Raw genomic sequence first — 26,412 nt, 5'->3', positions numbered from 1 at the left:
GGCGGGCCGGGTTGCGTCCCGATGACGGGTCAGTCAAGCGTGGGTTACACCGGCGGTTCGTCGGCTCCACCGAGCAGCCAGGTGTCCTTCGACCCGCCACCCCGCGACGAGTTGACGATCATGCTGCCGGCCGGCGCCACCCGGGTCAGCGCCACCGGCGCCACCTCGGCGGTGTCACCGAGGAACACGAACGCCCGCAGGTCGACGTGGCGGGGAGCCAGCGCCGCGCCGTCGAAGACCGGGTGGGTGGTCAGCGCGACCACCTCCTGGGCGATCCACCGGTGCGGGGCCGCGAGGATCTGCTCCCGGACCGCGTCCAACTCCTCCGCCTCGGCCCGGGGGCCGATCACCACCCGGTCACCGCCGTACCCGTCGACCGGCTTGAGCACCAGCTGGTCGAGTCGGCCCAGCACCTCGGCCCGCTGCTCGGGCAGTCCGCACAGGTACGTGGGCACGTCTCCCAGCAGCGGCTTCTCGCCCAGGTAGTACTCGATCAGCCGGGGAACGTAGGCGTACAACGCCTTGTCGTCGGCGACGCCGTTGCCCAGCGCGTTGGCCAGCGTGAGCCGCCCGGCGTGCACCGCGGCGAGCAGCGGCCACCCCAACGGCACCCCGTCCGCGCCCGGCGCGTGCAGCAGCGCCTCCTCGTCCATCCGCAGGTAGATCACGTCGACCTCGCGGCGGCAGCCCTCGCGGACCAGCCGGACCCGGCCCTCCTCCACCAGCAGGTCGCTGGTCTCGGTCAGCGGCACACCCATCTCGTCGGCGAGCAGCCGGTGCTCGAACCACGCCGGGTCACCCGGGCCGCCGCTGAGCACCACCACGGCGGGGTCGTCGGTCGTGGCGGGCGCGGCGGCGACCAACGCCCGGTACAGCATCGCCGGCGTCTCGTCGGCGGGCAGCAGGTCCTCCGGCACCGGCAACTCCGGCAGCACCGCCCGGGTCAACCGACGGTTCTGCACCGCGTAGCCGAGCCCGGAGGGCACCCGCAGGTTGTCCTCCAGCACGTACCAGCCGCCGTCCGGGTCGCGGACCAGGTCGGTGCCGGACACCTGGGCGCGGGTGCCCCGCCGGCCCATCAGCGCCCCGGTCGGGCGCAGCCCGGGTGACGACTCCACCACCCACGCCGGCACCACGCCGTCGGCCACCACGGCCCGGTCGGCGTAGACGTCGCGCAGGAACGCGTCGAGGGCGCGGGCGCGTTGCACCAGGCCGGTACGCAGGGTCCGCCAGTCGGCGGCGGGCACCACCCGGGGCACCAGGTCCACCGGGAAGAGCCGGGTGCTCGCCTCACCGGCCACGCTGAACGTCACCCCCCGGGCCCGCTGCTCCTCGTCCCGGTCGTGCTCGCGTTGACGCAGGACGCCGGCACCGAGCTGACGCAGGGCCGCGAGCATCGGGGCGTACACCGGTTGCGGTCCGGCCGGTCCGAATACCTCGTCGCCGGCGTCGGCGTACGTGGGCAGCGCCGGTGGTGTCGACGCACCCGGCAGCGGCCCTCGGACCCGACCCCGGGTCTCGTCGAGCAGCAGGTCGACCACGTCGGCCAACCGGCCACGCCGCTGGTACGCCCGCCGCTGCCGTGCGGCGGAGCTGCCGTGCTCCAGCGCGTACCGGGTCAGCTCGCTGACCTGCTCCCAGTCACCGGTCGCCGCCAACTGCGGGCGCAGGTCGGTCACCAGCCGGCGGACCGCCTGGGCGGCCGGCACCGGCCGGGCCGAGCGGGGCAGGTCGAGCAGGTCGCCTTCCAGCCCGGAGCGGGCCGCCCGCCACACGGCGGCGCGCAGCACCGGTGGTCGCACGGCCGTGCGCTCCACCCCGGCGCGCAGGGCGGCGACCTCCCGCCGGACGAGCGCCCGGAACAGGCCGGCGAGCAGGACGATGGTCTCCACGTCCGGGTTGGCGTCGGTGATTCGCAGTTCCACTGTGGGCACGTGCGCCGACGGCCGGACGTCGAAATAGATCATGGCGGGGTCGGTGATGGTCTCGGAGGCGATCAGTTCGGCGACCAGCGCCTCGTGGTCGGCGGCGCTGGTCACCTCGCCCGGGTCACCGGCGGTGGGCCAGCGTTGCCAGACCAACGACCGGACGCTGGCGTAGCCGCTGTCCTGACCCATCCAGTACGGCGAGCTGGTGGAGAGGGCGAGCAGCACCGGCAGCCACGGCTGGACCCGGCGGGTGACCGCCACCGCCAGGTCCCGGTCGGCGACGCCGACGTGCACCTGCGCGCCGCAGATCAGCTGCTCCCGGGCGAGCATCTGGTACTCGTCGAGCATCCGCCGGTAGCGGGAGGTGGGTGTGACGCTGGGGTCACCGTCGGCCCGCAACGGCACCGTACCGGCCGCCACGATGCCCAGCCCGACCCGGTCGGCGACCTGGACCGCGCTGTGCCGCAGCCCGGTCAGCTCGGCGCGGATCTCGTCGAGGGTGCGACAGACCGCGGTGTTGGTCTCCACCACGCTGCGGTGGAGCTCGGCGGTGAACGAGGCCGCCGGCAACCGGTCGAGCAGCTCGCCGGCGCGGGGCACCAACTCCCTGGTGTGCAGGTCGACGACGTGGAACTCCTCCTCCACCCCGATCGTGGCCAGGTCAGCCGGGTCGCCGTCGTCGAGCGACAGGGCCCGGTTGGTGCGCGGCGTGGGCGCTGTCCGGCCATTGCCGGACCGGCCCACCGGCCCGTCGTACGTCGGCGCGTTCGTGGTGTTGTCGGCCATGGTCACCCCGGTTCGCGTGTCGGTGGTGTCGACTGTCCGACGAGCGTTCCCAGGGTTGGTACCGGGGGCGTTTCCGGCGCGTTAAGGTGACCCGCCGTTCTGTCCATCCGCCGGCACGGCGATCGATCCGCGCGCTGCTGCCTGATCGACACGGGCATGGCGATGTCGGGGTATCCCGTCGATCCGGATACCCCGACATCAGTGAACTCGTGTCGATCATGGCCTGGGAGCGGCCGGGGTCACCTCATGTTCGCCACCACGAACGGCGCGTGGCCGTGCAGGTAGTTGGTCCACCCGCCGGTCACCGGCGCGCCCGGGCTGAGCAGGTTGGTGGTGTCGGTGCCGACGTCGAGCTTCCAGGCCGTCCAGGAGATGCCGTTCGCCTTCATCCAGTCGATCCAGGACTGCGCCTCGGGCAGGCAGGCCCGGCCGTCGAGGCCGCCGTCGGCGTTGCTGGCGCCCCACTCCGTGACGAACAGCGCCAGACCCGCGTGGATCGCGGCGTCCCCCTTGGCCCGCAGCGACGACCCGTGCGTGCAGGAGTAGAAGTGCAGCGTGTACATCAGGTTGGTGCCGGCGACCGGGCTGGCCGCCGCGACGTCGACGTCCTGTGACCAGGTCGGGGTGCCGAGCACGATGATGTTGTCCGGGTCGGCGGCGCGGATCGCGGACACCACCGCCTGGTGGTACGGCTTGATGACGGTGGTCCAGCTGACCTGGAGCGGCTCGTTGTAGGGCTCCCAGATGACGTTGGGCAGGTTGCCGTACCGGCGGGCCAGGTCGCCGAAGAACGCCACCGCCTGGGACTGGTTGTTCTGCGCCTCGTGCGCGTGCCAGTCGACGATCACGTACACCCCGGCGGTGACCGCGTTGTTGATGATGGTCTCCACCTGTGCGCGCGCCTTGGCTGGGTCGCTGAGGTACGCCCCCGCCGGCTCCACCCCCATCGCCGCGCGGATCACCTGGAGGTTCCAGTTGTCGCGCATCCAGCGCAGCGCGGAGAGGTTCTCGGCGTACGGGGCGGTCTCCCAGTTGAGCCACATGCTGCTGATGCCGCGCAACTGCACCCGGGCGCCGGACTTGTCGCACATCGTGGTGCCGCAGACCCGCAGCTGCCCGTGCCGCTCGACGGGCGTGCCGGTGGTGGGCGGCGGGGTGGTCGGGGGTGGCGTGGTCGGTGGCGTGGTCGGGGGTGGGCCGCCGGCGCAGCCGGCGCCGTTCACCGTGCAGTTGACCGGGGTGCCGGTGCCGTTGACGAGGAAGCCGAACGAGGTCGAGGCACCAGCGGCGAGGTTGCCATTCCAGGACACGTTGGCGAAGGTGTAGTGACTGCCCGAGGTGGTCTGCTGCGCGTTCCACGACTGGGTGATGGTCGAGGAGGACGGCAGGTCGAACTCGACCCGCCAACTGCTGATCGGCGCGGAGGTGTCGTTGGTGACGGTGACCTGCCCCTGGTAGCCGTTGCCCCAGTTGTTCGTCACCGAGAACACGGCGGTCGCCGCGCTGGCCGGTGTGGCGGCGACCGCCGCCGCCCCACCGGCGAGCAGGCCGGCGACAGCCAGGGTCGTGACAAGTCTCAGTGTGCGCATGCGGAACCCGCTTCGGATCGACGATGGTGGCCTGAGGCGGGGCGGCGCCTCCGCGAACAATATCGATCAACGCCGATGCAGGCAAGCGGAGCCGCTGCTCAGAGGGTCCTGGCGAGCTCGACGAGCTGGTCCAGCGCCGCACCCCAGCCCTCGTGGAAGCCCATCTCCTCGTGCGACTTCTTCGCCGACGCGTCGGCGTGGATCGCGGTGGCGGTGTACTTCGTGCCGGCGCCGTCCGGCTCGATCTGGATCACCGCGGTGAACGGGAAGCCGTCGGCGGTGACGATCGGGCGGAACCCGGCGCCCATGGCGGAGGTGAAGACCAGCGTCGAGCCCTCGTCGGCCACCAGGATGCAGCCGCTGCTGGGAAACTCCTGGCCCTCGGGCGAGCGCATGGTGGTGTCGAACCGGCCACCGGGCCGCAGGTCGATCTCGCAGGCGACGGTCGACCAGGGTTTCGGGCTGAACCACCGCATCACCAGCTCGGGCGTGGTCCAGGCGCGCCAGACCAGTTCGGGGGCCACGTCGACGCGGCGCTCCAGGACGAGATCGAGGTCGGGGTTCACCGGGTAGGCGGTCATCGCTGCTGCTCCTTCAGGTCGTAGAGAACCGAGTCGAGTTGGTCGAGGCGTCGGGTCCACCGGGCGCGTTGCGCGGCGAGCCAGGTGTCGATGCGCTCGAGCGACTGAGGCGCGAGCCGGTAGGTGCGCACCCGGCCCTGCTTCTGCGACGTCACCAGGCCACAGCGCTCAAGGACGTGCAGGTGCTGGGTGAACGACGGCAGCGCCATGTCGAACGGGCGGGCCAGCTCGCTGGTCGTGGCCGGACCCTGGGACAGGCGCTCCACGACCTGGCGGCGGGTGGGATCGGACAGCGCGTGGAGCACGCTGTCGAGCGCGTCGCCCCCCACATGCTTAGCCATACGCCTAACTATTCCATCGGGCTGACACTGAGGTCAAGCACTAAGTGTCAGCCCGATGGTCAGCGGCGTAGCGCGTTGAGCACCAGGTCGGCGTACCGGCGCCACACCGCCGGGTCGCGCTCGTCGAGCACGATGAGCTGCCGAACCGCCCCGCAGAGAAGTACCCGGATGTCCAACTCCCCGGCGTCCTGGCGGATCTTGCCGGACGGCCGGGCCGCCGCCACCAGCTGCCCGATCAGGCTCAGGATGCGCGCGGCGGGCACCAGCCGGCCCTCGAAGAACGCGTCGGCGAGGACCCGGTCGCGCGCCAGGCGTCCGAACAGGTCGGGCACGAACGAACACCACTCCTGGTACGCGTCAGCGCCGTCAAGCGCCGCGCGGATGCGCTGCTCCAGCTCCTCAAACTGCCGCTGGACCACAGCGACGATCAGGTCCTCCTTGCTGGGGTAGCTGCGGTACACCGTCGCGCGACCCACCCCGGCCCGCTCCGCCACCTGCGGCACCGTCACCTGCAGACCCTGCTCGGTGAAGAGCTCCCGGGCGGCGGCGATGACCCGCTCCTGGTTGCGACGGGCGTCCAGCCGCCGACGGGGTGCGTCCGGGTCGCTCGGCGTCGGTGGGGTCATGGCGTCAGTCTGCCCGTTCGGTCCCGCCGGTCAGCAACGGCTCGTCGCCGTACACGGTGGTGAGTTCGACGTTGAGCACCGTGGCCACCCGTCCGAACGACCAGTAGTAGCCGATCACCTGGAGCACCTCGACGACCTCGCGCTCGCTGAGATTGGCCCGGACCTCGTCGAAGAGGTCGTCGGGAACGCGCGGTGAGCGCACCACCTCGGCGGCGAACCGGATGAGCGTCCGGTCGTCCGCGGCAAGGCCCGGGTTGTCGAGGTCCCGGCTGCTGATGATGTCGCGGGTGCGCTGGTCGACGCCGGCGGCCTCGGACATCGGGCGGTGCTGGGCCGCCACGAACTCGCACCCGGCGTACTCGGCGACCGTCAGGATGACCAGCTCCCGCGAGCGGGCGGGCAGCTCCAGCGAGGTGAACTGCGCCTTCGCGAGCTGGATGAAGAGGGCCACCGTGCCGACCGAGTGGGTCAGCATCTTGACCATCGGGTCGGGCGGCAGGGCGGACAGGACGTCGCGGACGTCGGCCGGAATGGCGTTCGGGTCGGGGTCGGCAAGGCGGGGCATGGCTCTCTCTCCGGTGCTGATTGTCGAGGTGGGTCAGGCGGGCAGGTCGAAGCCGGTCTCGCTGAGGTGGCGGAACCGGCCGTCCTCGGCGTACGACCCGAAGATCGCGATCTCCCGCCTGGCGGTCGACCCGTCGACCATGGTGATCTCGAAGACGTGTCGTTCGGCGTAGCGGAGACCGTCGCGCAGCTCGTCGAGAACCCGTACGGTGCCGCCGGCGATCTGGGCGCGTACCCGGGTCACCATCTCGACGAATCCGGCCCGGTCGACGGTCTCGCCGTCGCTGCGGTGGGTGTAGTCCGGGGCGTAGAACTCGTCGAGCGCCTCGGTCAGGTCGCGGGTGGGTTCGAAGACCACCGCGCGCAGGGCGTCGCTGATCCGTACCGGGGTCATGGGGGCTCCTCGTGGTGACGGTGGGCATATCCGGACTCGCAGGTCCGCTTCGTGGCCACCGTGCCGGACTCGCGAGTCCGCTTCTGGTGAGAGTCGTCACCGCGCAGTTTCGGATAAGCGTCCGGCGGCGCGGACCCCTACCGTGACGTGCATGTTCACCGCGATCACGCACTCACAGATCTACGTCCTCGACCAGGACGAGGCCCTCGACTTCTACGTCGGCAAGCTCGGCCTGGAGGTCAACGCCGACGTCGACATGGGCTTCATGCGCTGGCTGACCGTCAACGTCCCCGGCGAGCCGGGTCGCCAGATCCTGTTGGAGAGGCCCGGCCCACCGGCGCTGTCCGAGGAGACCGCCCAGCAGGTCCGCGCCCTGGTCACCAAGGGTGCGATGGGCGGCTCGCTGATCTTCTCCACCGACGACTGCCGCAAGACGTACGAGACGCTGCTGGGCCGGGGCGTCGAGTTCACCGAGGAACCCACCGAACGCTTCTACGGGATCGACTGCGCCCTGCGCGATCCGTTCGGCAACAGCATCCGCTTCACCCAGTTGACGTCCTGAGCGGCGAGAAGTCCCGAGGGGCGACGCGGGCACCCGACCATCGGGGCGGTCGACCCGGCCGCCCGACGCGCGAGGTGCCCGCCGGCCGCGTCGGTCGTAGCCTGGGGCCATGCGAACCACCACGCTGGGCAGCACCGGCCCCGAGGTCGGCGTCATCGGCCTCGGCTGCATGGGCATGAGCCACGGCTACGACATCACGGGCCCTCGCGACGACGACACGTCGATCTCCGTCATCCGACAGGCACTGGACCTGGGCGCGACACTGATCGACACGTCGGACGTGTACGGGCCGTACACCAATGAGGAGCTGGTCGGGCGGGCGCTCACCGGCGGCGAGCGGGAGCGGGCCGTGCTGGCCACGAAGGTCGGCCTGGTGGCCACCTCCCCCACCGGCGGCCCCGGCAACTCGCCGAGGATCGGCAACAACGGCCGCCCGGAGCACATCCGCGCGGCGATCGACGAGAGCCTGCGCCGACTCGGCACCGACCACGTCGACCTCTACCAGCTGCACCGGGTCGACCCGCAGGTGCCCATCGAGGAGTCCTGGGGCGCGATGGCGGAGGTCGTGGCGGCCGGCAAGGCCCGGCAGATCGGGCTCTCCGAGGTGACGGTCGCCCAGATCGTGCGCGCCCAGGCGGTGCACCCGGTCGCGTCGGTGCAGTCCGAGCTGTCACTGTGGACCCGCGACCCGTTGACCGAGGTGCTGCCGTACTGCGCCCAGCAGGGCATCGCCTTCCTGCCGTTCTCCCCGCTCGGCCGCGGTTTCCTCGCCGGCCGGTTCAGCTCGTTCGACGACCTTCCCGCCGACGACTTCCGGCGCGGCCTGCCGCGCTTCCAACAGGACGCGCTGCGCGCCAACCTCGCCATCGTCGCCCGGGTCCGGGAGATCGCCGACCGGGCGGGCGTCAGCCCCGCGCAGGTCGCCCTCGCCTGGGTGGTGGCCCAGGGTGATCAGGTCATCCCGATCCCCGGCACCAAGACCCCGAAATACCTGCTGGACAACTGCGCGGCCGCTGACGTGCGGCTCAGCGCCGAGGACCTGGCCGACCTGGACGCCCTGCCCGCGCCCGAGGGTGGCCGCTACTGAGCCCGCGGCGGCCCGGCGGCACGTAGCCGGGCCGCCACCGGCGGGCCGAACCGGACTCCGACACCGGGCGAGTAGAGCACGCTGACCGGCGGCCCGACCGGTGCCGGCAACCCGGCGGCGGCGACCAGCTCGTCATCCAGGTGCAGCAGCTCGCACCGGTGCAGCGGCCAGCTCGGATGCCAGTTCGGCAGGTGCAGCGTGCGTCCGTACGCCCGGGTGTGCAGCCCCCAACGGGCGGTGAGGAAATGGTCGAGCGGGGTCGGCTCGACGATCCGTTCCCCGACCCGCACCACCATCCGGCTCGTCGCGCCCGCCGGCCCCGGCCAGCGCCGCCGGCACCGGTAGGTGCGGCGGTCGCCGTCGCGTGCCAACCGCATCGACGACCAGAGGTACGGCAGGCGCAGCGTCGCCCGGGCCACCAGCACCGGCACCAGGCGGGACGCGTCGAGCGACCGGAACACCACAGCTCGTCGGCCGTCGTCGTCGACGGAGTAGAGCCGGACGTTGGTTTCTGAGAAGGTGCCGAAGTAGGGCACCCCCGGGCCACGGCCGAAGCCCAGCCCGACCATCCGGAAACCGATCAGGCCGACGTAGCTGACCCCGTGGAGTGTGTCCGGCCGGGTCCCGACGGGAAGCAACGGCGCGACGAGCGCCGGGTCGACCGCCCAGTGCAGGAACGTGAGGTCCTCCCAGCGCTGCCGCAGCACCGCCCAGGGGAACGCCTGCCGGGGCGCGTGGTCGACCGGTTCGGGGTGCACCCTCTCATCCTCGCCCAGTCGGCAGGCTGGCGTGGTCTCAGGCGTGCGGGCCGACACTGACGGTGCCGACGGTCAGCGACGCCCGGCCCTCCAGGATCTCGCCGACCCGGTCGACCTCCTGCGCCAGCGCCCGTTGCCGGGCCGCGTCGAGCGGGCGCAGCGGCTCGACGGTGACGCGGATCGACCGGCCGGAGCGGCGCTGGTGCCACACGCCGGCGACCACCCCGTCCACCAGCAGCACCGGGTAGTTGCCGGCCTGTCCACCGGCGAGCGCCCGGGTGGCGGCGGCACCGGGGAAGAGCCGCTCCCGGGGGTGGCAGCCGACCGCGTACGCGTCGAAGTAGGGCAGCAGCCGTAACCCGGACGGCCGGTCGTCGGGGAAGTCGGAGTCGTCGGCGGCCACCCAGGCCGTGGTGCCCTCCACTGTCACCTCGGTCAGATCGAGCGAGTCGAACAGCCATTTCCCCCACGCCGGTGGGACCGCCAGCCACCTGGCGAACTGCGCCGGGGTGGCCGGGCCGTACGCGTACAGGTAGCTGCGCACGAGTGCGGCCAGGGCGGCGCGACCGGGCATCGGCGCGAAGTCGGGCAGCCACCGGGTCGGGCTGGTGTACGTGGTGACCCGACCGCGGTTCGGGCCGAAGCAGATCACCCCGCTGCGGGTGGCGTCGGTCATCGCGGCGACCCACCGTGGCCACCTGTCCTGAAAGGCCTCCATGACCAGGTCGCCCGCCCACGGGCCGGTACGGGCGACGATCTCCTCGGTCAGCTCGGCGGTGGTCAGGTCGGCCTCGGCGACCGCGTCGGCGATGGCCGCGAGGACCTGCTCGGTCTGCTGGGGCGTCAGCAGGACCACGCTGCGTTCCCACGACGGGGCCGGCAACGCGGTCAGCGCGCCGACCCACATCGGCAGGTCCGCGGCGGCGAGCAGATGCACGGTGCCGCGTGGGCCCCGGGTCTTGACCAGCGTGCGATCCGTCCACAGTGCCCGGCGCACCAGGGCGCGGGGCGCGCCCGGCACCCGCAGCCCGACGGACAGCTCGGCGGCCGACGCGACCTGGGCGTGCGCGCCGCACATCGTCGACACCACGTCGGCGACGCGTACCGCGTCCGATGCCGCGCCCGCCGCCGGTGTGTGCAGCCCGTGCCGCCGAAGACGTCGGGCGGAGACCTGGTCCCAGCTCAGCTCGGTCATCGCAACTCTCGGAAGAACGTGCGGATGTCCGCGGCGTGCGCCAGCGGCTCGTCCATCGCCACGAAGTGGCTGCCCGGGTTGCCCTGCGGCCAGTGCACGATGGTGTTGTCCCGTTCTGCGAGGCGGCGCATCAACGCGGACCCACCGCCGTACACACCGGACGGCACCCGCCGTTGGCCCGTCGGCCAGGCGAAACCGCCATCTTCGGTAACGGTCAGCCGCTCGTACATGGGCCACGACGACGTTCCGGACGTGCCGGTGAACCAGTAGAGGCTGACGTTGGTGAGCAGGTGATCCCGGTCGATGGCCTGCTCCGGCGTGGGCACCGTCATGGTGAACTCCTTGAACTTCTGCATCATCCAGGCCAGCAGCCCGACCGGCGAGTCGTTCCAGGCGTACGAGAAGGTCTGCGGCGCCGCCCGCAGCAGCGCGTGATGGTCCACGCCACCGCTCATCCACCGCTGCATCTGCTCCCACTCGGCGCGTTCTGCCACGCTCATGTCCGGCACGTCGGCGGCGGTCGGGAAGCCGAACCCGCCGTCGATGTGCACACCGACCACCCGCTGCGGCGCCACCGCCGCCACCCGCGGCGCGACGTACGCGCCAAGGTCGCCGCCCTGGGTGCCGTAGCGGTGGTAGCCGAGCCGGGCCATCAGTTCGGCCCACATCCGGGCGAGCCGGTCGATCGTGAAACCGGCCGGCGGCGCCTGCGAGAAACCGTAGCCGGGCACCGACGGGACCACCACGTGAAACGCGTCGGTGGGATCACCGCCGTGGGCGCGCGGGTCGGTCAGTGGACCGATCAGCTCGGTGAACTCGACGACGGAGTTCGGCCAGCCGTGCGTGAGCAGCAACGGCAGCGCGTCCGGCTCCGGCGAGCGGACGTGCAGCAGGTGTACGTCCAAGCCGTCGATCTCGGTGAGGAGTTGGGGAAAGTCGTTCAGACGCGCCTCGTGCGCCCGCCAGTCGTAGCCATTCGCCCAGTACCCGGTCAGCTCACGGAGGTAGTCCACCGGCACCCCGCGGCTCCAGCCGGTGCCGGGCAACGAGCGGGGCCACCGGGTGCGGGAGAGCCGGTCACGCAGGTCGTCGAGGTCCGGCTGGCTGATGTCGATGCGAAAGGGTGTCATGCCGAAAACGCTACGGCCCATATAGGACAGCTTCTGGCACACATCGCTGGCATTCTGGGAGCCATGTCCGACACCCCCGCCCGACTGCTGAGCCTGCTGTCGCTGTTACAGACGTCCCGCGAATGGCCCGGCAGCGAGTTGGCCACCCGGCTCGGGGTCAGCCTGCGCACCATCCGCCGCGACGTGGAGCGGCTGCGCGATCTCGGCTACCCGGTGCGGGCGACGATGGGCGCGATCGGCGGATACCGGCTCGTCGCCGGTAAGGCGATGCCCCCGCTGCTGCTCGATGACGACGAGGCGGTGGCGATCGCTGTCGGTCTGCGCACCGCCGCCGGTCACGCGGTGGCCGGCATCGAGGAGGCCTCGGTGCGGGCGCTGACGAAGCTCGAACAGGTGCTGCCATCCAGGCTGCGGCACCGGGTCAGCGCGCTGGGGGCGGCCACCGAACCGATGCTCACCTGGGACCAACCGACTGTCGACCCGGAGCACCTGAGCGCGCTGGCCGCCGCCGTCAACAACCGGGAGCGGCTACGGTTCACCTACCGCCGTCGCGACGGCGTGGACGCCGAACGGCTCGTCGAGCCGTACAAGCTGGTGTCGGCCGGGCGACGCTGGTATCTGGTGGGCTACGACAACGACCGCGACGACTGGCGGATCTTCCGGGTCGATCGGATCACCGACCTGCGGCCCACCCGGAACCGGGTCGCCGCCCGGCAACTGCCGGCGTCCGACGCCGCCACGTTCATGACGGAGAAGCTGCTTGAGCTGACCCCCGTCTACCGAGCGGTGGTGACGCTGCACGCGCCGATCGAGCGGATGGCGGGCCCGCTCAGCGGTGCCGGCGTCGAGCTGGACCCGATCGACGCGACCTCGTGCCGGCTGCGCAGCAACGCCGACACGCTGGAGTGGCTGGCGTGGCGCCTGCTCACCCTCGGTTGCGAGCTGGAGGTGCACGAGCCGCCGGAGTTGATCGCACACCTGCGGCAGATCGGCACCCGTGCCACCCGCGCCGCCAGCCCTCCCGCAGCGTAGGACGGCCGGCCGCTCGGGGCATCGACACGCCAGCCCGCCGTACGCTTGACGGAGCACAAGCCAGCAAAACCGGCTTTTGGGGAGGAGCTGGACGTGACGCAGAGCGACGCGGAGCTGGTCGTGCTCGCGCAGGCGGGAGACGCGGCCGCGCTCGGTGTGCTGCTGGCCCGGCACGAGGCCGGGATGCGTGCCGTCGCGCTGAGCGTCCTCGGTTACGGGCCGGACGCCGAAGACGCGGTGCAGGACACCATGGTCGTCGCCCTGCGTCGCATCGGCGAGGTTCGCGACCCGAACGCCGTCGGGTCCTGGTTGCGGGCCATCGTCCGCAACACCAGCCGGACGACGTTACGCAAGCCCCGAGCCGTCCCGGTCGCCGAACCGGAGTGGTTCACCGGCCCGGCCGACAGCCCCACCCCCGAGGAGGCACTGGACCGGGCCGTGATGCGCGACTGGGTGTGGCATTCCCTCGAGCAACTGTCCGAGCCTGACCGCCTGGTCACCCTGCTGCGCTACTTCAGCGACGCGTCCTCGTACGAGCAGATCGCCGCCGTGTGTGGGGTGCCGGTCGGCACCGTCCGCAGCCGCCTCAACCACGCCCGCCGTGCGCTCGCCGGCGGTCTGCGCGCGGCCGCGACCACGGCGCACGCCGACGTCGCCGCCGCCAACGACGCCCGGTGGCGCGAGGGCCGCGACGTGATCGCCACCGCGATGGGCGGCGGCTTCGAGCGGGTGGTCCGCGAGAGTTGGTGGCCGAACGCCGAAATGATCGTGCCGGGCGGCCCGCGCGGCGGTCGTGACCTGGCGATCAGCGGCATGAACCGCGACCTGACCGCCGGGGTACGTCAGCGGCTGCGCAACGTGGCCGCCAGCGGCGACGTGCTGATCTGGGAGACCGACCTGATCAGCCCGCCCGACGACCCGGAGCACTGCCCACCCGCGGCGCTGTGGTTGCAGGTGCTGCGCGAGGGGCGGGTACGCCAACTGACCCTCTTCCACCCCGTCCCCGCGCTGGTCTGAAAAACCCTCCCGGCCGAGCGAACTTTTCCCCCGACCCGAGCATCTGGTCCGCGTCATGCACCAGTCGCCGTGTCGGCGGACGCCGCACGGTTCTCGGATCGGGAGATAGTTCATGGGTTCCACCAGCCACGACGTCAGCGCCCTCGCACCCGGTGCCCACACGTTCACCGTCGACGGCGTTCGGCAGGTCTACCACGTCGCCGGCACCGGCCCGGTCTGCGTGGCGCACTCCGGCGGCCCCGGCATCGAGTGGGCGTACCTGCGGACGCCCAGCCTTGAGACGCACTTCACCATGGTCTACGTCGAGCCGGTGGGCACCGGCGCGTCCGGGCAGCTGGAGAACCCCGCCGATTACCGCCTGGACACCTATGTCCGGTTCCTGCACGCCGTCGTCGAGCACCTCGGCGAACCCCGGGTGTACCTGCTCGGACACTCACACGGCGGTTTCGTCGCCCAGCGGTACGCGCTCACCCACCCGGACCGGATCGCCGGCCTCGCCCTGTACGACACGTCACCCGTCACCGGCGCCGAGTTCTGGGCCGAGGCCATGGCAGGCCTCGCCGCCTACCCGCAGCGGCACCCGGACCGGCCGGAGGCGGCGGCGGTCCCGGCCGCCTTCGCGCAGATCGGCGGCGCGACGGACGACGAGTCGTTGGGCGCCGCGCTGCGCGCCGCCCTGCCGGTGTACTTCGCGGACTTCTGGGGTCGACAGGACGAGTTCGCCCCGTTTCAGGCGGCCGTCCGGATCTGGTCGACGCCGGCCGGCGCGCAGGACCCCACGCCCTTCGACGTGCGGGACAACCTGGGTGAGATCACCGTGCCCGTCGTGGTGATCGTCGGGGCGTACGACTTCATCTGCGGCCCGCGCTGGGCCGAGCAGCTGCACACCGGGCTTCCGGACTCGCGGCTGGTGACCCTGCCGCGAAGCGGACACTTCGCGCACATCGAGCAGCCGGCCGAGTTCACCGACGCCGTGGCGGAGCTGCTGAAGCGCTGACCCGCCCGGGTACGGCGCGACCCGAGGTCCGTTCGTCACAGCGGGCAGGCCTCGGGGTGCGGGCGCGTTGCACGGTCATAGGCTGAGCACTTTGCCGCACCGTGACACAGAGGAGACCGCCGTGAGCCAGACCGAACGGATGGATTCCGTCGACGAGTGGAACGTGGCCGAGGACGACGGGGTGCTGGACGCCTCCGACACCCTCGACGACGACCTGGTCGGCGACCCCCTCGACACCGGCATCGTCGCCGAGGACCACTGGACGGCGGCCAACCGGTTCGGCACCACGCCCGCCGAGGAGCGGGCGGGCGAGTCGCTGGAGCAGCACCTCGCCCAGGAGGTGCCGGATGTCGACCCGTACGCCGAGGGTGGCGACGACGAGGACGAGCTGACCCGCCGGGGGTACGAGGCGGAGGCGCGCGCCGGCCGCCTCGTCGCGTACGACGACGGCGTCCGCGAGGACGACGAGGCCGAGGCGGTGGCGTGGGACGCCGGCATCGACGCGGGTGCCGCCAGCGCCGAGGAAGCGGCGATCCACGTGGTCGAGGACCCGGACGGGCCCGGCGACGGTCCGTTGCGCTGACGACGTACCCGCCGCGCCCGGCACCTCAGCGGGTGCCGGGCGCGGCGGGGTCGGTCAGTGGATGACGACGGGCGTCTTGATCTGCTCGCCCTGCGGGTCGTCGAGCTGCGCCGGCTGCCGTCGGCGCGGCAGCAGGGCGGCCGGGATGAAGGTGAGCACGACCAGCGCGAACGCGACCCAGAACGTGGTGGCGAACGACTTGGCGGCGAAGTCGAGCCCGCGCTCGATGAGCGACGGGTCGACCGGCATCTGCTGAAGCAGCTCCGGCCGCTGCTGGGAGGCGATGGCCAGCCCCGCCTCGGTGACCGGCTTGCCGCTCTCGTCCACCAGGCCGGGAATCGGCCGGGAGCCGTTCAGCTCGTTGGTGAGGATCACCGACATCACGGCGGCACCGACCGACCCGCCGATCTGCTGGAGGATGTTGACGAGCGTCGAGCCGCGCGCCACCTCCTGCGCCTGCAACGTCCGCAGCGCCGACGTCATGATCGGCATCATCGTGCCGCCCATGCCCAGACCCATCACGAACAGCGACGCGCCGAGCAGCCAGTACGAGGTCTGCGGGTCGACCTGGGTGAAGCCGAAGAACCCGATCACGATGAGCCCCAACGCGAACGGGACCGTACGCCCGATCGGCACCCGGTCGGCGAGCGTGCCGGCGATCGGCATGGTGATCATCGCGCCGATGCCCTGCGGGGCCATCAGCAGGCCGGCGGCCAGCGTCGACTCACCGCGCACCTGCAGGAAGTAGCTCGGGAACAGCAGCCCGGCGCCCATGAACGCGATGATGAACACGAACATCGTCACCGACGCGATGGTCAGGCTGCGGTTACGGAACAGCCGCAGGTCGAGCAGCGGGTGCCGGGGCCTGAACGAGTAGAGCACGAACGCCACCACCAGCGCCCCGCCGACCAGCATCGGGGCCCACACCTTGGCCTCGGCGAAGGTGCCCACCTCCGGCAGGGACGAGACGCCGTAGAGGAAGAGGGCCAGACCCGGGGAGAGCATGAGCATGCCGACGAAGTCGAACGACTCGGACGGCTCGGGCGCGTCCTTCGGCAGCGCGAACTGCGCGTAGATCAGGGCGATCAGGCCGATCGGCAGGTTGATCAGGAAGATCCAGTGCCAGCTCGCGGTGTCGATCAGCCAGCCACCCAGGATCGGGCCGCCGATCGGGCCCAGCAGCATCGGGATGCCGAGGACGGCCATCAACCGGCCGATCCGGTGCGGCCCGGCCGCCCGGGTCATGATGGTCATGCCCAGCGGCATGAGCATGCCGCCGCCGAGGCCCTGCAGGACCCGGTAGCCGATCAGCTCGCCGATCGTGTCGGCCATGGCGCAGAGCCCCGACCCGATCGTGAACAGAGCCAACGCCACCATGTAGAGCCGTTTGGTGCCGAACCGGTCCGCCGCCCACCCGCTGAGCGGGATCACGGTGGCGAGCGCGAGCGTGTAGGCGGTCATGGTCCAGGCGACGCGGGCGTAGGACGCGTCGAACTCGCTCTGGAATGTGGGCAGCGCCACACTGACCACCGTCACGTCGAGGATCGACATGATCGCGCCAAGGACGACGACGCCCGCCACCTTGAGCACCGCACCGTCGAGTTTGTCCGATGTCGCGATGGATTGCTGTGTCACTAACTCTCCTGAAGTCGATTGAGCCGGCCGATGGTGGGCGGTGGCGGCAATGCCGCGCCTACCGGGCGCGGGGCGCGAGGTGCCCGGGGCAGCGACGCGCGGAGGCAGACTAACCGCCAGTTGTGACGATTCGCCGCCGGTTTTCGTGACCGCCCGGCTGCTTATCCGAACGGCTGTGCGACTGTGGCCGGACGTCGGGGTGGCGATCGGCCGGCAGAACCGCGATCCAGTGGTCACCGGGGTGGTCTCCTGATCGGCCTGGACAGCCGCCCTGGTGATCTGCCGGTCTGTCGAACGCGTCACGGCGGGAAAGCCGCGCGTCAGGCCCGCCGTCCCTGCGCGGCAGGACCTCATCCCCGGTAGCTGAACGGGCGACCGCGGCGTCTGCCTGCGCCAACTCCTCGAACATGACCCGAATCTAGAACACCTGTACGACACTTTCAGTCACCGTGATCGATTCGCAGCAGGTCGGCGCCACGGCGGCGGGCGCCTGATTTATCGCGCGGCCCGCAACGCCGCCGCGACCTGGACCACGTCCAGGTCGACGACGACGTCCTCACCATCCCGCATGCCGCGCTCACCGATCGCCAGACCGATCAAGGCCAGTTCGGCGGCATCGTCACGCAGTTCGTACTCTTCGCGACTCTCCTCGCCGATGCCGCCCAACTCGTCGCGATTCCAGGCGGCGACGGCTGACTCGGCCAGAGACCGAGGCGACCGCACGCTGATCCGGCCGACCTGGGAACCGAGACGAGCACCGATCGCCAGCAGCACGGTCCGGTCCCGCTGATATCGCAGGTACTGTTCGCGATCCTCCACGAGCCGTGGCTACTCGCGCCCCGTGCAGCCACCGGTCCCAAGCAGGTGAACGTTAGTGGTCCGGGCACTAGTTGCTGCGCTTGCTGGCGTCGAGGGCAGCCTGCTCCACTCGCTGACGGTGTTCCCGCCACCATGACTCGTCGCCCGGGGGCAGGTTGTCGTTTTCCGACAGCAGCCCGACCGCGCCGTCGATGAGTTCGCGCACGATGTCGGCGTGGCCTGCGTGCCGTTGTGTTTCCGCGACGACGTGGACCAGGACGTGGTGCAGCGTGACAGCAGCATCGCCCCACCACGGCACCCGGCCGACCTCATCCAGGGTGAGGGCTTCGATGGTGGTGTCGGCGTGGGCGATCGCGCGACGGTACAGTGCGATGATTTCCTCGCGGGTCTCATCCGCGCTCGCCCACATGTCGGCGTTGGGCTCCGCCCCGTCGCCGACGTACGGCAGTTCCTCCTCGAACGGCCGGCCGAACACGACGCCGAAGTAGAGGACCTCCATGGCCGCCACGTGCTTCACCAGACCCAGCAGGTTGGTCGCGGTCCGGGTCAACGGACGCCGAACATCGTATTCGCTGAGCCCGTCGAGCTTCCACAGCAGCGTGTCACGGCCGCCCTTCAGGTAACTGTGCAGGTCTGCCTTCATCGCGGCACTATGGCATCCGATCTGGTGTCGGCGCCGCCCCGGACAATCAAAGAAGTTCGTGATCGGTGGAACCTAGACGGTGACCACCGGCACGGCGGCGGTCAGCGCCCAGTCGTGCCCGATGTCGGCGGCGGCGCGCAGCAACCTCGGCAGGTGCTCCTCGCGCAGGGTCTCCACCGAGGTCTCGGCGGCGTGCACCGTCACGTTGATGGCGGCGACGACCCGCCCGTCGCCGTCGCGGACGCCGGTGGCGACGGATCGGATCCCCGGGGCCAGGTCCTGGTCGGCGAGCGCCCAGCCCTTCGCCCGGACCTCGCGCAGCACGGCGTCGAGGTCGCCGGGCGAGGGCTGCCAGCGCGGGGTGATGCCGGAGCGGCTGGGCTCGGCGAGGACGGCGGCCAGTGTGTCCGGCGGTAGCGCGGCGAGCAGCACCTTGCCCATCGACGTCGCGGGCGCCGGAAAGCGGGTGCCGATGGTGACGCCCAGCGTCACGATCTTGGGGACGGCCACCCGGGCGACGTAGACGATGTCACTGCCGTCGAGCTGGGCCATCGAGGTCGACTCGTTGGTCTGCGCGACCAGCTTCTCCATGTGCGGGCGGGCCACGTCCCACATGTTCAGCGCGTTGACGTACGCCATCCCCAGTTCGAGGACACGCGGGGTGAGGGTGTGGCCGCGGCCCGCCGCGCGGACGTAGCCCAGCGATTCGAGCGTGATGAGGATGCGCCGGACGGTGGGGCGGGCCAGGCCGGTGGCGGCGGCGATCTCGCTGAGGGTCATCGAGGGGCTGGCGGGACGGAAGGAGCGCAGGACGTCGAGGCCCCGAGCGAGAGCCTCGATGAAGTCGGGCCCGGCGCCCCTTCCGTTGTCACCCATGTCCTAATGCTTCCATTGCGCCGACCCGGCGTCCCACTCGGTGTACTGGTACGGGTTCTCCAGGATCGCGGTCTCGGGGATGTCCGGGTTCATGCCCCGCTGCCACGCCTGCTCCCCCATCGTCTCGCGCAGGTGGTCGATGGTCGCCGCGACCCGCGCCCGCGCGGCGGCGAGGTCGACGCCGACGAGGCGGCCGTCGCGCTTCACGACGCGCCCACCGACGAGCACTGTGTGCACGTCGGCACGCTGGGCCTGGAAGACGACGTGACCGTGCGGGTTCAGGATCGGGAACATCACCGGCGAGGCGTCGTTCTTGATCAGGACGACGTCGGCCTGCCGGCCGGCGGTGAGCGCGCCGATGGTGGCATCCATGCCGAGGGCGCGGGCGCCGCCCCGGGTGGCCCACTCGACGACCTGCTCGGCGCGCAGGTGGCAGTGGGTGACGGTCTCCTGCTTGGCGTGCGCCTCCAGGTGCTCCCGGGAGCGGTCCGCGCCGAGCGTGCTGCGCATCGCGGAGAAGAGGTCGCCGCTCCACCACACGCTGGTGTCCATCGACAGTGACACCGGGATGTCGTGGTGGCGCAGCTGCCAGGTGGGTGGGTAACCCTGGCCGGCGCTCTGCTCGCTCTCGGTCGAGACGGAGACCGAGCCGCCGGTCGCGGCGATCCGGTTGTACGAGTCGTGGGTGAGCGTCGCCGCGTGCACGTAGACGGTCGACGGGGTCATGAACCCGTTCTCGTGCATCAGTCGGATGCCGTCGTCGTTCGTGGCGCCCCACACGCCGGCGTGGGTGGTCACCGCGGCGCCCAACTCCCGGGCCACCTCGAACGCGGCTCGTTCCGGGAAGGCGGGGTCGCCGGTGACGTCGAAGGCCATCTGGAAGCCGGCCAGCTTGCCCCCGTCGACGCGACGGCGGTGGAAGTCGCGGAACTCCGGGGAGGTGGCCCATTCCCAGGGCCCCTGCTGGATGTTGCCGTAGGCGAGCACGAATCGCCCGTCGACCGCCTCCAGGGCGTCCACTGCGGCGTCGGCGTGCTCGGGCGTCTGCAACCCGTGCGACCAGTCGACAGTGGTGGTGACGCCCGCGTCGATCGCCTCGATCGCCCCGAGCAGGTTGCCGGCGTGGATGTCCTCGGGCCGGAACAGCTTGCCGGACTCGAGGTAGTACCAGACGAAGTACTGGGTCAGGGTCCAGTCGGCGCCGTACCCGCGCATCGCGGTCTGCCACAGGTGCCGGTGGGTGTCGACCATGCCGGGCATGAGGATGCCGCCGGTGGCGTCGATCTCCAGGGCGTCGTCGGGCGCGGTGAGGCCGACGCCGACCTGCGCGATCCGGTCGCCGACGACCAGCACGTCGGCGCCGGGGAGCACCGTGTGCGCGTCGTCCATGGTGAGAACCAGGCCGTTGCGGAAGACCACCGGCCGGTCGGTTGCGCTCATCGCCACCCATTCCTTTCCGGGGTACGAGGGGAATCCGAACTCTTGTCCGCTGTACGGCCAGCCCGGGTGGCGCAAGTGTGGTCCGGGTCACCATTCGTGTCAAGGTCTGGCCCCGCTGGCCAATTCCTCCGTTGACACTCCCCTTCCGGTGTCGGAAGCTGTCACGACGGACAGGTGTCCGTAGAACGGGCGGAAAAATGGTGCAGCATTCGACAGGGCCGTTGGCCGGGCTGCTCGTCGCGGACTTCTCCCGGATCCTCGCCGGGCCGTACGCGACGATGCTCCTGGCCGACCTCGGCGCACAGGTGGTCAAAGTGGAGAGCCCCGGTGGCGACGACACCCGCACCTGGATGCCGCCCACCCGCGACGGTGTCTCGACGTACTACCTCGGCATCAACCGCAACAAGCGGTCGATCGCCCTGGACCTCAAGAATCCCGACGACCTGGCCGCCGCGCAGGAGCTGGCCCGCCGCGCCGACGTGCTCATCGAGAACTTCCGGCCCGGTGGCCTCGCCCGGTTCGGCCTCGACTACGACACGGTCACCGCGACCAACGAGAAGGTCGTGTACGCGAGCATCAGCGGCTTCGGCACCGGCGCCGGCCGGGACTTCCCCGGCTACGACCTGATGGTGCAGGCCATCTCGGGCCTGATGAGCCTCACCGGCGACCCGGACGGCTCGCCGTACCGGGCCGGGATCTCGGTCTTCGACGTGATGGCCGGGTTGCACGCGAGCATCGGCATCCTCGCCGCGCTGCACCACCGTGGCGCGACCGGACGCGGCCAGCACGTCGAGGTCAACCTGCTCAGCTCGGCGCTGTCCGGCCTGGTCAACCACTCCAGCGGCTACGTCGCCGGCGGGACCGTCCCGTTCCGGATGGGCAACGCGCACCCCAGTCTCTTCCCGTACGAGCCGCTGCCCACCGCCGACGGCGAGCTGATCGTCATCGCCGGCAACGACGGGCAGTTCCGCAAGCTCTGCCAGGTGCTCGACCTGCCCGACCTGCCGGACGACCCGCGCTTCGGCCGCAACCAGGACCGCACCGCCAACCGCGAGGAGCTGCGTCCCCTGCTCGTCGAACGGCTCGCCACCCGACCGAAGGACGAGTGGTTCCGTGATTTGCTCGCCGCCGGCGTCCCGTGCGCGCCGATCAACACCATCGACGGCGGGGTGGCGCTCGCCGAGGAACTGGGGCTCGACCCGGTCGTCACCGTCGGGGACGTACCCGGCGTGCGTAACCCCATCACCTTCTCCGACACCCCGGCGCGTTACGAACTGCCGCCGCCCGGGCTCGACGAACACGGCGAGGAGATCCGCGCGTGGCTGAAGAACTGAGCTTCCCGACCGGGATCGGCACCTCCGACCCGACCACCATCTCCCTGCTGGGGCACGACCTGGCCGCCGACCTGATGGGCACCGTGGGCTTCGGCGAGCTGGCGTACTGGCTGGTCGCCGGCCGCCGGCCCACCTCCGGTGAGGTACGGGTCTTCGAGGCGGTGCTGGTGGCCCTCGCCGACCACGGCTTCACCCCGACGGCGATCGCGGCCCGGCTGACCTACCTGTCCGCGCCCGAGTCGTTGCAGGGCGCGCTCGCCGCCGGTCTGCTCGGCGGCGGCTCGCGCTTCCTCGGCGTCACCGAGGACTGTGGACGTTTCCTCGCCGACACGCTCGCCCAGGCCGGTGAGGTGACCGACTACGACGCGGTGGCGCTGGACGCGGTCACCCGGGCCAAGCAGGAACGCCGGCTGGTCCCCGGGCTGGGGCACCCCGTGCACAAGGAGCAGGACCCGCGCACCCCCGTGCTGATCCGGATCGCCACCGAGGAGGGTCTGCACGGCCCGCACCTGCGGCTGTTCGAGGCGATCGGACGCGTCCACCCGCAGGTGCTCGGCCGCACCCTGCCGCTCAACGGCGCCGGGGTCTGCGGCGCGGCCCTGGCCGACCTGGGGCTCCCCGTCGAGATGCTGCGCGGCTTCGCCCTGCTGGCCCGCGCGGCGGGGCTGCTCGGGCACCTCGCCGAGGAGCGACGACGACCGCTCGGCATGGACATCTACCGCACTGTCGACAGCAACGCCGTTTACGAACCCTGACCCCCTCTCCGCACCCCCGAAAGGAGCGGGAATGGCCTCCATCGTCGCGGTCATCGCCTCCACCCACCACCCCTTCTACTACCGGGCCAGCACCGCCACCGGCGAGGATCGACCACCGTTCGCCGACGAGTGGACCCGCAAGATCCTGGCGTTCCGGGAGACGTTGACCCGGGCCCGACCCGACGTGCTGGTGATGGTCGGCTCCGACCACTTCCACCAGCTCTGGCTGGACAACATGCCGCAGTTCCTGGTCGGCAAGGCGCCCCGCTACGACGCCAACTGGTACAACGAGGAGCGCGAGTTCGGGCTGCCCCGGATGCTGCTCACCGGCCAGGAGGACCTGTCCGCGCACATCCTGCGGGCCGGGCTCGACGCCGGGTTCGACCTCGCGTTCAGCAACGAGCTGCGCATCGACCACAGCATCACCTGCCCGATCATCACGCTGCGACCCGAGGCCGACCTGCCGATCGTGCCGATCTACACGAACATCTTCGCGCCGCCGCTGCCGCAGCCGAAGCGCTTCGTCCAGCTCGGCCAGAGCATCCGCGACATCGTCGAGTCGTGGCCGTCGCACCTGCGGGTGGCCGTCATCGGCACCGGTCACCTCTCGCTGGAGCTGGGCGGCCCCCGGCAGTTCGGCCCGCACGGCCCGGACCCGGAGTTCGACAGGCGGGCCGTCGAGTGGATCGCCAACGGCGACCTGGACGAGTGCCTGCGCGAGGTCACCCTGGACAGCCTGCACTCCCCCGGCAACGCCACCCACGGTTTCATGGACTTCATGCTCATGATGGGCGTGGCCGGTGCCGGCGTGAAGGCCGACTACGTCGACACCCTCGACCTGTTCCACACCATGGAGGCGTACTTCACCTGGTACCCGAACGGAGCGCCGACGGCATGAGCAGATACCTGCTGAACAAGTTCCTCTTCACCGTCGACCGGGACCCGGAGCTGGTCGAGCGCTACCGCAGCGAGCCGCGCGAGCTGGTCGCCTGGTGGGAGGCCGAGTGCGCCAACACGGTGCTGAACTGCCACACCGGCGAGGCCAGCACCTGGCTGCGCTTCGACGACGTGGAGCGCGAGGCGTTGGCCACCCACGACCACGTGAAGCTCTTCGAGCTGGGCGCGCACCCGTTCCTCACCCTGACCCTCTTCATCGCCCTCTTCGAGCGGGACAACACCGAGCCGCTGGAATACCAGAAGTCCTACGGCGCGCGGCTGGCCCACTTCTCGATGCCCTACCCGGACATCGCGACGTGATCCGCGCGGCAGTGCTCACCCGCTGCGGTGCCGCGCCGACGCTCGCCGAGCGGCCGACACCCGTGCCAGCCGACGGCGAGGTGGCGGTCACCGTCGAGGCGGTGCCGATCACCCCGCTGGACGTGCTGTGCGCCAGCGGCACCAGCTACTTCGGCCCGCCGACCACCCCGTACGTGCCGGGGGTGCAGGGGGTCGGTCGGCTGGCCGACGGCACTCGCGTGTGGTTCGGCACGTCGGCCGGGATGCGCCCTGGTGTGGACGGCAGCATGGCGGGCACGGTCACGGTGCCCACCGCCGACGTGGTGGCGCTGCCCGACGGCGTACCGCTGAGCCTGCTCGCGGCCCTGGGCCTCTCCGCGGTCGCCGCGCAGGCGGCGCTGACCGACGCCGGCGGCCTGTCGGTCGGTGACCAGGTCGTCGTGCTGGGGGCCGGGGGTGTGGTGGGCCAGGCCGCCATCCAGCTCGCACTGCTCGGCGGCGCCCGCCGCGTCATCGCCGTGGCCCGCTCGGCGGCGGCCCGCGCCCGGGCCGAGGAGCTCGGCGCCGCCGTCGCCCTCCCGCTGCTCCCCGACGACGACGTCGCGTCGTTGGCCGACCGGCTGCGCCACGCCGCCGACGGGCCGCTCGACCTCGTCCTGGACCCGGTCTTCGGTGTCCCGGCCGCGGCGGCGCTGCGGGTGCTGCGCCCCGGTGGGCGACTGGTCAACCTGGGCAGCGCGGCGGGTGCGACCGCACCCATCGAGTCCGCCGTGCTGCGCAGCGGGGCACTGCGGATCGTCGGTTACACCAACAACGGGTTGTCGACCGCCGCGCGGGCAGCGGCGCTGACAGTGGTGGCCGGGCACGCGGCGACCGGCCGGCTCACCGTCGATCATGAGATCGTGCCCTTCGATGCCGTCGCGGATGCCTGGGCCCGGCAGGACGCCGGCACCGCCGCCGGCCGGATCGTCCTCGCGCTCTGAGGAGGGCCGGACCCCAGCCAGGGATCGCGAAACCCTGGATAAACCGCACCTGGTTGGGGTTCCGGCACGGTGCGACGGTCGGTCCATGACACCTTCCACCCACACCGTCGCCGGCCACTGGATCGGTGGCGAGACCGTCACCGGCTCCGCCGGCACCCTTCCCGTCGTGAACCCGGCCACCGGCGAGGTCGTCGCCGAGACCCCGGCCGGCACCGCCGCCGACGTCGATCGCGCCGTCGCCGCCGCCCGGGCCGCCTTCCCGGCCTGGTCGGCGACCACCCCGCAGCACCGGGCGGACGTGCTGCGCCGCCTCGGCGCCGGCCTCGCCGCCCGTACCGAGGAGATCGCCCAGGCGATCACCGCCGAGATGGGCTCGCCGATCGGCATGTCCCGCACCGCCCAGGTCGCCTTCCCGGCTGCGGTGCTCGAATCCATCGCCGGCCTGGCCGACGACTTCGCCTGGACCGAGGAGGTCGGCAACTCGCTGATCGTCCGCGAGCCGATCGGCGTGGTCGGCGCGATCACGCCGTGGAATTTCCCGCTCCAGCAGATCGTCTCCAAGCTGGCCCCGGCCCTGCTCGCCGGCAACACGATGGTCTTCAAGCCGTCCGAGAACGCCCCGCTGACCGCGCGCATCCTCGCCGAGACCGCCGCCGAGGCCGGCGTACCGGCGGGCGTCTTCAACGTCGTCTACGGCACCGGCGCGACGGTCGGCGAGGCGATCTCCGCCCACCCGGACATCGACATGATCTCGTTCACCGGCTCCACCCGCGCCGGGCAGCGCATCTCGGCGGTGGCCGCGGCGAGCGTCAAGCGGGTCGCGCTGGAGCTGGGCGGCAAGGGGGCGAACATCATCCTGGACGACGCCGACCTGCCCGACGCTGTCGAGCGGGGCCTGATGATGGCGTTCAGCAACGGCGGTCAGGTCTGCGGCGCGTGGCCCCGGATGCTGGTGCCCGCCTCCCGGCAGGACGAGGTCGTGGCGTTGGCCGTCGAGGCCGCGAAGCAGTACACAGTCGGCGACCCGGGCGACGAGGCCACCCGGATCGGCCCGATGGCGTCCGAGACGCACCGACAGAAGGTGATCGGGTACATCGAGCGGGGCATCGCCGACGGCGCCCGGCTGGTGTTCGGCGGCCCGCAGCGGCCCGAGGGGCTGACCGTCGGGGCCTACGTCCAGCCGACGATCTTCGCCGACGTCGACCCGGCCTCCGCGATCGCTCAGGAGGAGATCTTCGGCCCGGTGCTGACGATCATCCCGTACGCGGACGAGGAGGAGGCCGTGGCCATCGCCAACGGCACGGTGTACGGCCTCACCAGCGGCGTCTTCGGTGAGCCGGAGCACGCTCTCGCCGTCGCCCGGCGGCTGCGCGTGGGCCAGGTCGACGTGAACGCCGGCCACTGGAACCCGCTCGCCCCGTTCGGCGGCTACAAGCACTCCGGCAACGGCCGCGAGTTCGGCCGAATGGGCCTCGAAGAGTTCCTGGAAACAAAGTCCATCCAGCGCTAACCCCCCCCCAC

The 26,412-nt window shown here is 71.5% G+C and carries 27 protein-coding genes; 12 read left to right on the top strand and 15 right to left on the bottom strand.

The genetic code is table 11. The features are described 5' to 3' along the window. Positions 1-44: 44 nt before the first annotated feature. The 7 genes from KBX26_RS20625 to KBX26_RS20595 all read right to left on the bottom strand — a co-directional run bounded on the left by KBX26_RS20625 (position 45) and on the right by KBX26_RS20595 (position 6,809). A complete protein-coding gene (locus tag KBX26_RS20625; protein ID WP_210866195.1) occupies positions 45-2,714 on the bottom strand; it encodes a carboxylate--amine ligase/circularly permuted type 2 ATP-grasp protein in 2,670 nt (889 codons plus the stop codon). A 239-nt stretch (positions 2,715-2,953) separates the two neighbouring features. Then, entirely contained in the window at positions 2,954-4,303 is a 1,350-nt protein-coding gene (locus tag KBX26_RS20620) for a cellulase family glycosylhydrolase (RefSeq protein WP_210866194.1), read from the bottom strand. A gap of 98 nt (positions 4,304-4,401) precedes the next feature. Beyond that, the gene (locus KBX26_RS20615; protein ID WP_210866193.1) at positions 4,402-4,884 is read right to left on the bottom strand and encodes an SRPBCC family protein; all 483 of its coding nucleotides are present in this window, start codon (positions 4,882-4,884) and stop codon (positions 4,402-4,404) included. Further along, positions 4,881-5,225: a helix-turn-helix transcriptional regulator gene (locus KBX26_RS20610; protein WP_210866192.1), complete on the bottom strand. Its 345-nt coding sequence runs from the start codon at positions 5,223-5,225 to the stop codon at positions 4,881-4,883. Before KBX26_RS20610 ends, KBX26_RS20615 begins: the two co-directional genes overlap by 4 nt. 59 nt (positions 5,226-5,284) lie before the next feature. Then, on the bottom strand, positions 5,285-5,851 hold the full coding sequence (locus KBX26_RS20605) for a TetR/AcrR family transcriptional regulator (RefSeq protein WP_210866191.1): 567 nt from the start codon (positions 5,849-5,851) through the stop codon (positions 5,285-5,287). 4 nt (positions 5,852-5,855) lie between these two features. Continuing rightward, on the bottom strand, positions 5,856-6,416 hold the full coding sequence (locus KBX26_RS20600) for a carboxymuconolactone decarboxylase family protein (protein WP_030335392.1): 561 nt from the start codon (positions 6,414-6,416) through the stop codon (positions 5,856-5,858). A gap of 33 nt (positions 6,417-6,449) precedes the next feature. Continuing rightward, complete coding sequence (locus KBX26_RS20595) at positions 6,450-6,809, bottom strand: hypothetical protein (protein ID WP_210866190.1); 360 nt, start codon at positions 6,807-6,809, stop codon at positions 6,450-6,452. A 151-nt stretch (positions 6,810-6,960) separates the two neighbouring features. Here KBX26_RS20595 and KBX26_RS20590 point away from each other — a divergent pair, with 151 nt between their 5' ends. Both KBX26_RS20590 and KBX26_RS20585 read left to right on the top strand, forming a co-directional pair. Beyond that, positions 6,961-7,371, top strand: a complete 411-nt coding sequence (locus KBX26_RS20590) for a VOC family protein (protein WP_030335387.1) — start codon at positions 6,961-6,963, stop codon at positions 7,369-7,371. A gap of 109 nt (positions 7,372-7,480) precedes the next feature. After that, positions 7,481-8,458, top strand: a complete 978-nt coding sequence (locus tag KBX26_RS20585) for an aldo/keto reductase (RefSeq protein WP_210866189.1) — start codon at positions 7,481-7,483, stop codon at positions 8,456-8,458. Here the strand turns inward: KBX26_RS20585 and KBX26_RS20580 are convergent. The 3 genes from KBX26_RS20580 to KBX26_RS20570 are packed head-to-tail and all read right to left on the bottom strand — an operon-like array spanning position 8,452 to position 11,541. Continuing rightward, positions 8,452-9,216: a YqjF family protein gene (locus KBX26_RS20580; RefSeq protein ID WP_210866188.1), complete on the bottom strand. Its 765-nt coding sequence runs from the start codon at positions 9,214-9,216 to the stop codon at positions 8,452-8,454. The two genes, KBX26_RS20585 and KBX26_RS20580, sit on opposite strands and share 7 nt — an antisense overlap. Positions 9,217-9,253: 37 nt before the next feature. Then, positions 9,254-10,411 carry a winged helix DNA-binding domain-containing protein gene (locus tag KBX26_RS20575; RefSeq protein ID WP_247680892.1) on the bottom strand — a complete coding sequence of 386 codons (1,158 nt, stop codon included), beginning with the start codon at positions 10,409-10,411 and terminating at the stop codon, positions 9,254-9,256. Then, complete coding sequence (locus KBX26_RS20570; protein ID WP_210866187.1) at positions 10,408-11,541, bottom strand: epoxide hydrolase family protein; 1,134 nt, start codon at positions 11,539-11,541, stop codon at positions 10,408-10,410. Before KBX26_RS20570 ends, KBX26_RS20575 begins: the two co-directional genes overlap by 4 nt. 63 nt (positions 11,542-11,604) lie before the next feature. Between KBX26_RS20570 and KBX26_RS20565 the strand changes: the two genes are divergently transcribed. From KBX26_RS20565 to KBX26_RS20550, 4 genes are all read left to right on the top strand, one after another. Next, a complete protein-coding gene (locus tag KBX26_RS20565; protein WP_030335379.1) occupies positions 11,605-12,573 on the top strand; it encodes a YafY family protein in 969 nt (322 codons plus the stop codon). Positions 12,574-12,666: 93 nt separating this feature from the next. After that, positions 12,667-13,590, top strand: coding sequence for an RNA polymerase sigma factor (locus KBX26_RS20560; protein WP_030335376.1), 924 nt, complete (start codon positions 12,667-12,669; stop codon positions 13,588-13,590). A 112-nt stretch (positions 13,591-13,702) separates the two neighbouring features. Further along, complete coding sequence (locus KBX26_RS20555; protein WP_210866186.1) at positions 13,703-14,587, top strand: alpha/beta fold hydrolase; 885 nt, start codon at positions 13,703-13,705, stop codon at positions 14,585-14,587. Positions 14,588-14,708: 121 nt separating this feature from the next. Beyond that, the gene (locus tag KBX26_RS20550; RefSeq protein WP_081883976.1) at positions 14,709-15,170 is read left to right on the top strand and encodes a DUF5709 domain-containing protein; all 462 of its coding nucleotides are present in this window, start codon (positions 14,709-14,711) and stop codon (positions 15,168-15,170) included. 54 nt (positions 15,171-15,224) lie between these two features. Here KBX26_RS20550 and KBX26_RS20545 read toward each other — a convergent pair whose 3' ends face one another. The 5 genes from KBX26_RS20545 to KBX26_RS20525 all read right to left on the bottom strand — a co-directional run bounded on the left by KBX26_RS20545 (position 15,225) and on the right by KBX26_RS20525 (position 20,583). Then, positions 15,225-16,805, bottom strand: coding sequence for a DHA2 family efflux MFS transporter permease subunit (locus KBX26_RS20545; RefSeq protein ID WP_030335371.1), 1,581 nt, complete (start codon positions 16,803-16,805; stop codon positions 15,225-15,227). Positions 16,806-17,300: 495 nt separating this feature from the next. After that, a complete protein-coding gene (locus KBX26_RS20540; RefSeq protein WP_210866185.1) occupies positions 17,301-17,624 on the bottom strand; it encodes a hypothetical protein in 324 nt (107 codons plus the stop codon). 67 nt (positions 17,625-17,691) lie between these two features. Beyond that, positions 17,692-18,267 carry a DinB family protein gene (locus tag KBX26_RS20535; protein ID WP_030338316.1) on the bottom strand — a complete coding sequence of 192 codons (576 nt, stop codon included), beginning with the start codon at positions 18,265-18,267 and terminating at the stop codon, positions 17,692-17,694. 72 nt (positions 18,268-18,339) lie between these two features. Beyond that, positions 18,340-19,143 (bottom strand): IclR family transcriptional regulator C-terminal domain-containing protein, encoded by an 804-nt coding sequence (locus KBX26_RS20530; protein WP_030338318.1) that lies wholly within the window; start codon positions 19,141-19,143, stop codon positions 18,340-18,342. Positions 19,144-19,146: 3 nt separating this feature from the next. Beyond that, entirely contained in the window at positions 19,147-20,583 is a 1,437-nt protein-coding gene (locus KBX26_RS20525) for an amidohydrolase family protein (RefSeq protein WP_030338320.1), read from the bottom strand. A 197-nt stretch (positions 20,584-20,780) separates the two neighbouring features. Here KBX26_RS20525 and KBX26_RS20520 point away from each other — a divergent pair, with 197 nt between their 5' ends. From KBX26_RS20520 to KBX26_RS20495, 6 genes are all read left to right on the top strand, one after another. Beyond that, positions 20,781-21,917: a CaiB/BaiF CoA-transferase family protein gene (locus KBX26_RS20520; protein ID WP_030338322.1), complete on the top strand. Its 1,137-nt coding sequence runs from the start codon at positions 20,781-20,783 to the stop codon at positions 21,915-21,917. Next, complete coding sequence (locus KBX26_RS20515; RefSeq protein WP_030338331.1) at positions 21,902-22,672, top strand: citryl-CoA lyase; 771 nt, start codon at positions 21,902-21,904, stop codon at positions 22,670-22,672. The genes KBX26_RS20520 and KBX26_RS20515 overlap by 16 nt, the downstream gene beginning before the upstream one ends. A gap of 31 nt (positions 22,673-22,703) precedes the next feature. Continuing rightward, the gene (locus KBX26_RS20510) at positions 22,704-23,570 is read left to right on the top strand and encodes an extradiol ring-cleavage dioxygenase (protein ID WP_210866184.1); all 867 of its coding nucleotides are present in this window, start codon (positions 22,704-22,706) and stop codon (positions 23,568-23,570) included. Continuing rightward, positions 23,567-23,929: a hypothetical protein gene (locus KBX26_RS20505; RefSeq protein ID WP_030338325.1), complete on the top strand. Its 363-nt coding sequence runs from the start codon at positions 23,567-23,569 to the stop codon at positions 23,927-23,929. Before KBX26_RS20510 ends, KBX26_RS20505 begins: the two co-directional genes overlap by 4 nt. Beyond that, positions 23,926-24,891, top strand: a complete 966-nt coding sequence (locus KBX26_RS20500) for a zinc-binding alcohol dehydrogenase family protein (RefSeq protein ID WP_210866183.1) — start codon at positions 23,926-23,928, stop codon at positions 24,889-24,891. Before KBX26_RS20505 ends, KBX26_RS20500 begins: the two co-directional genes overlap by 4 nt. An 85-nt stretch (positions 24,892-24,976) precedes the next feature. Then, on the top strand, positions 24,977-26,401 hold the full coding sequence (locus KBX26_RS20495; RefSeq protein ID WP_210866182.1) for an aldehyde dehydrogenase family protein: 1,425 nt from the start codon (positions 24,977-24,979) through the stop codon (positions 26,399-26,401). Positions 26,402-26,412: the final 11 nt, after the last annotated feature.

Origin of the sequence: Micromonospora sp. C97 (genome assembly GCF_018070385.1) — a bacterium.
GTDB lineage: Bacteria > Actinomycetota > Actinomycetes > Mycobacteriales > Micromonosporaceae > Micromonospora > Micromonospora parva.
The sequence above is the reverse complement of the archived record's forward strand: the minus strand, read 5'-3'. Positions and strand labels throughout refer to the sequence as shown.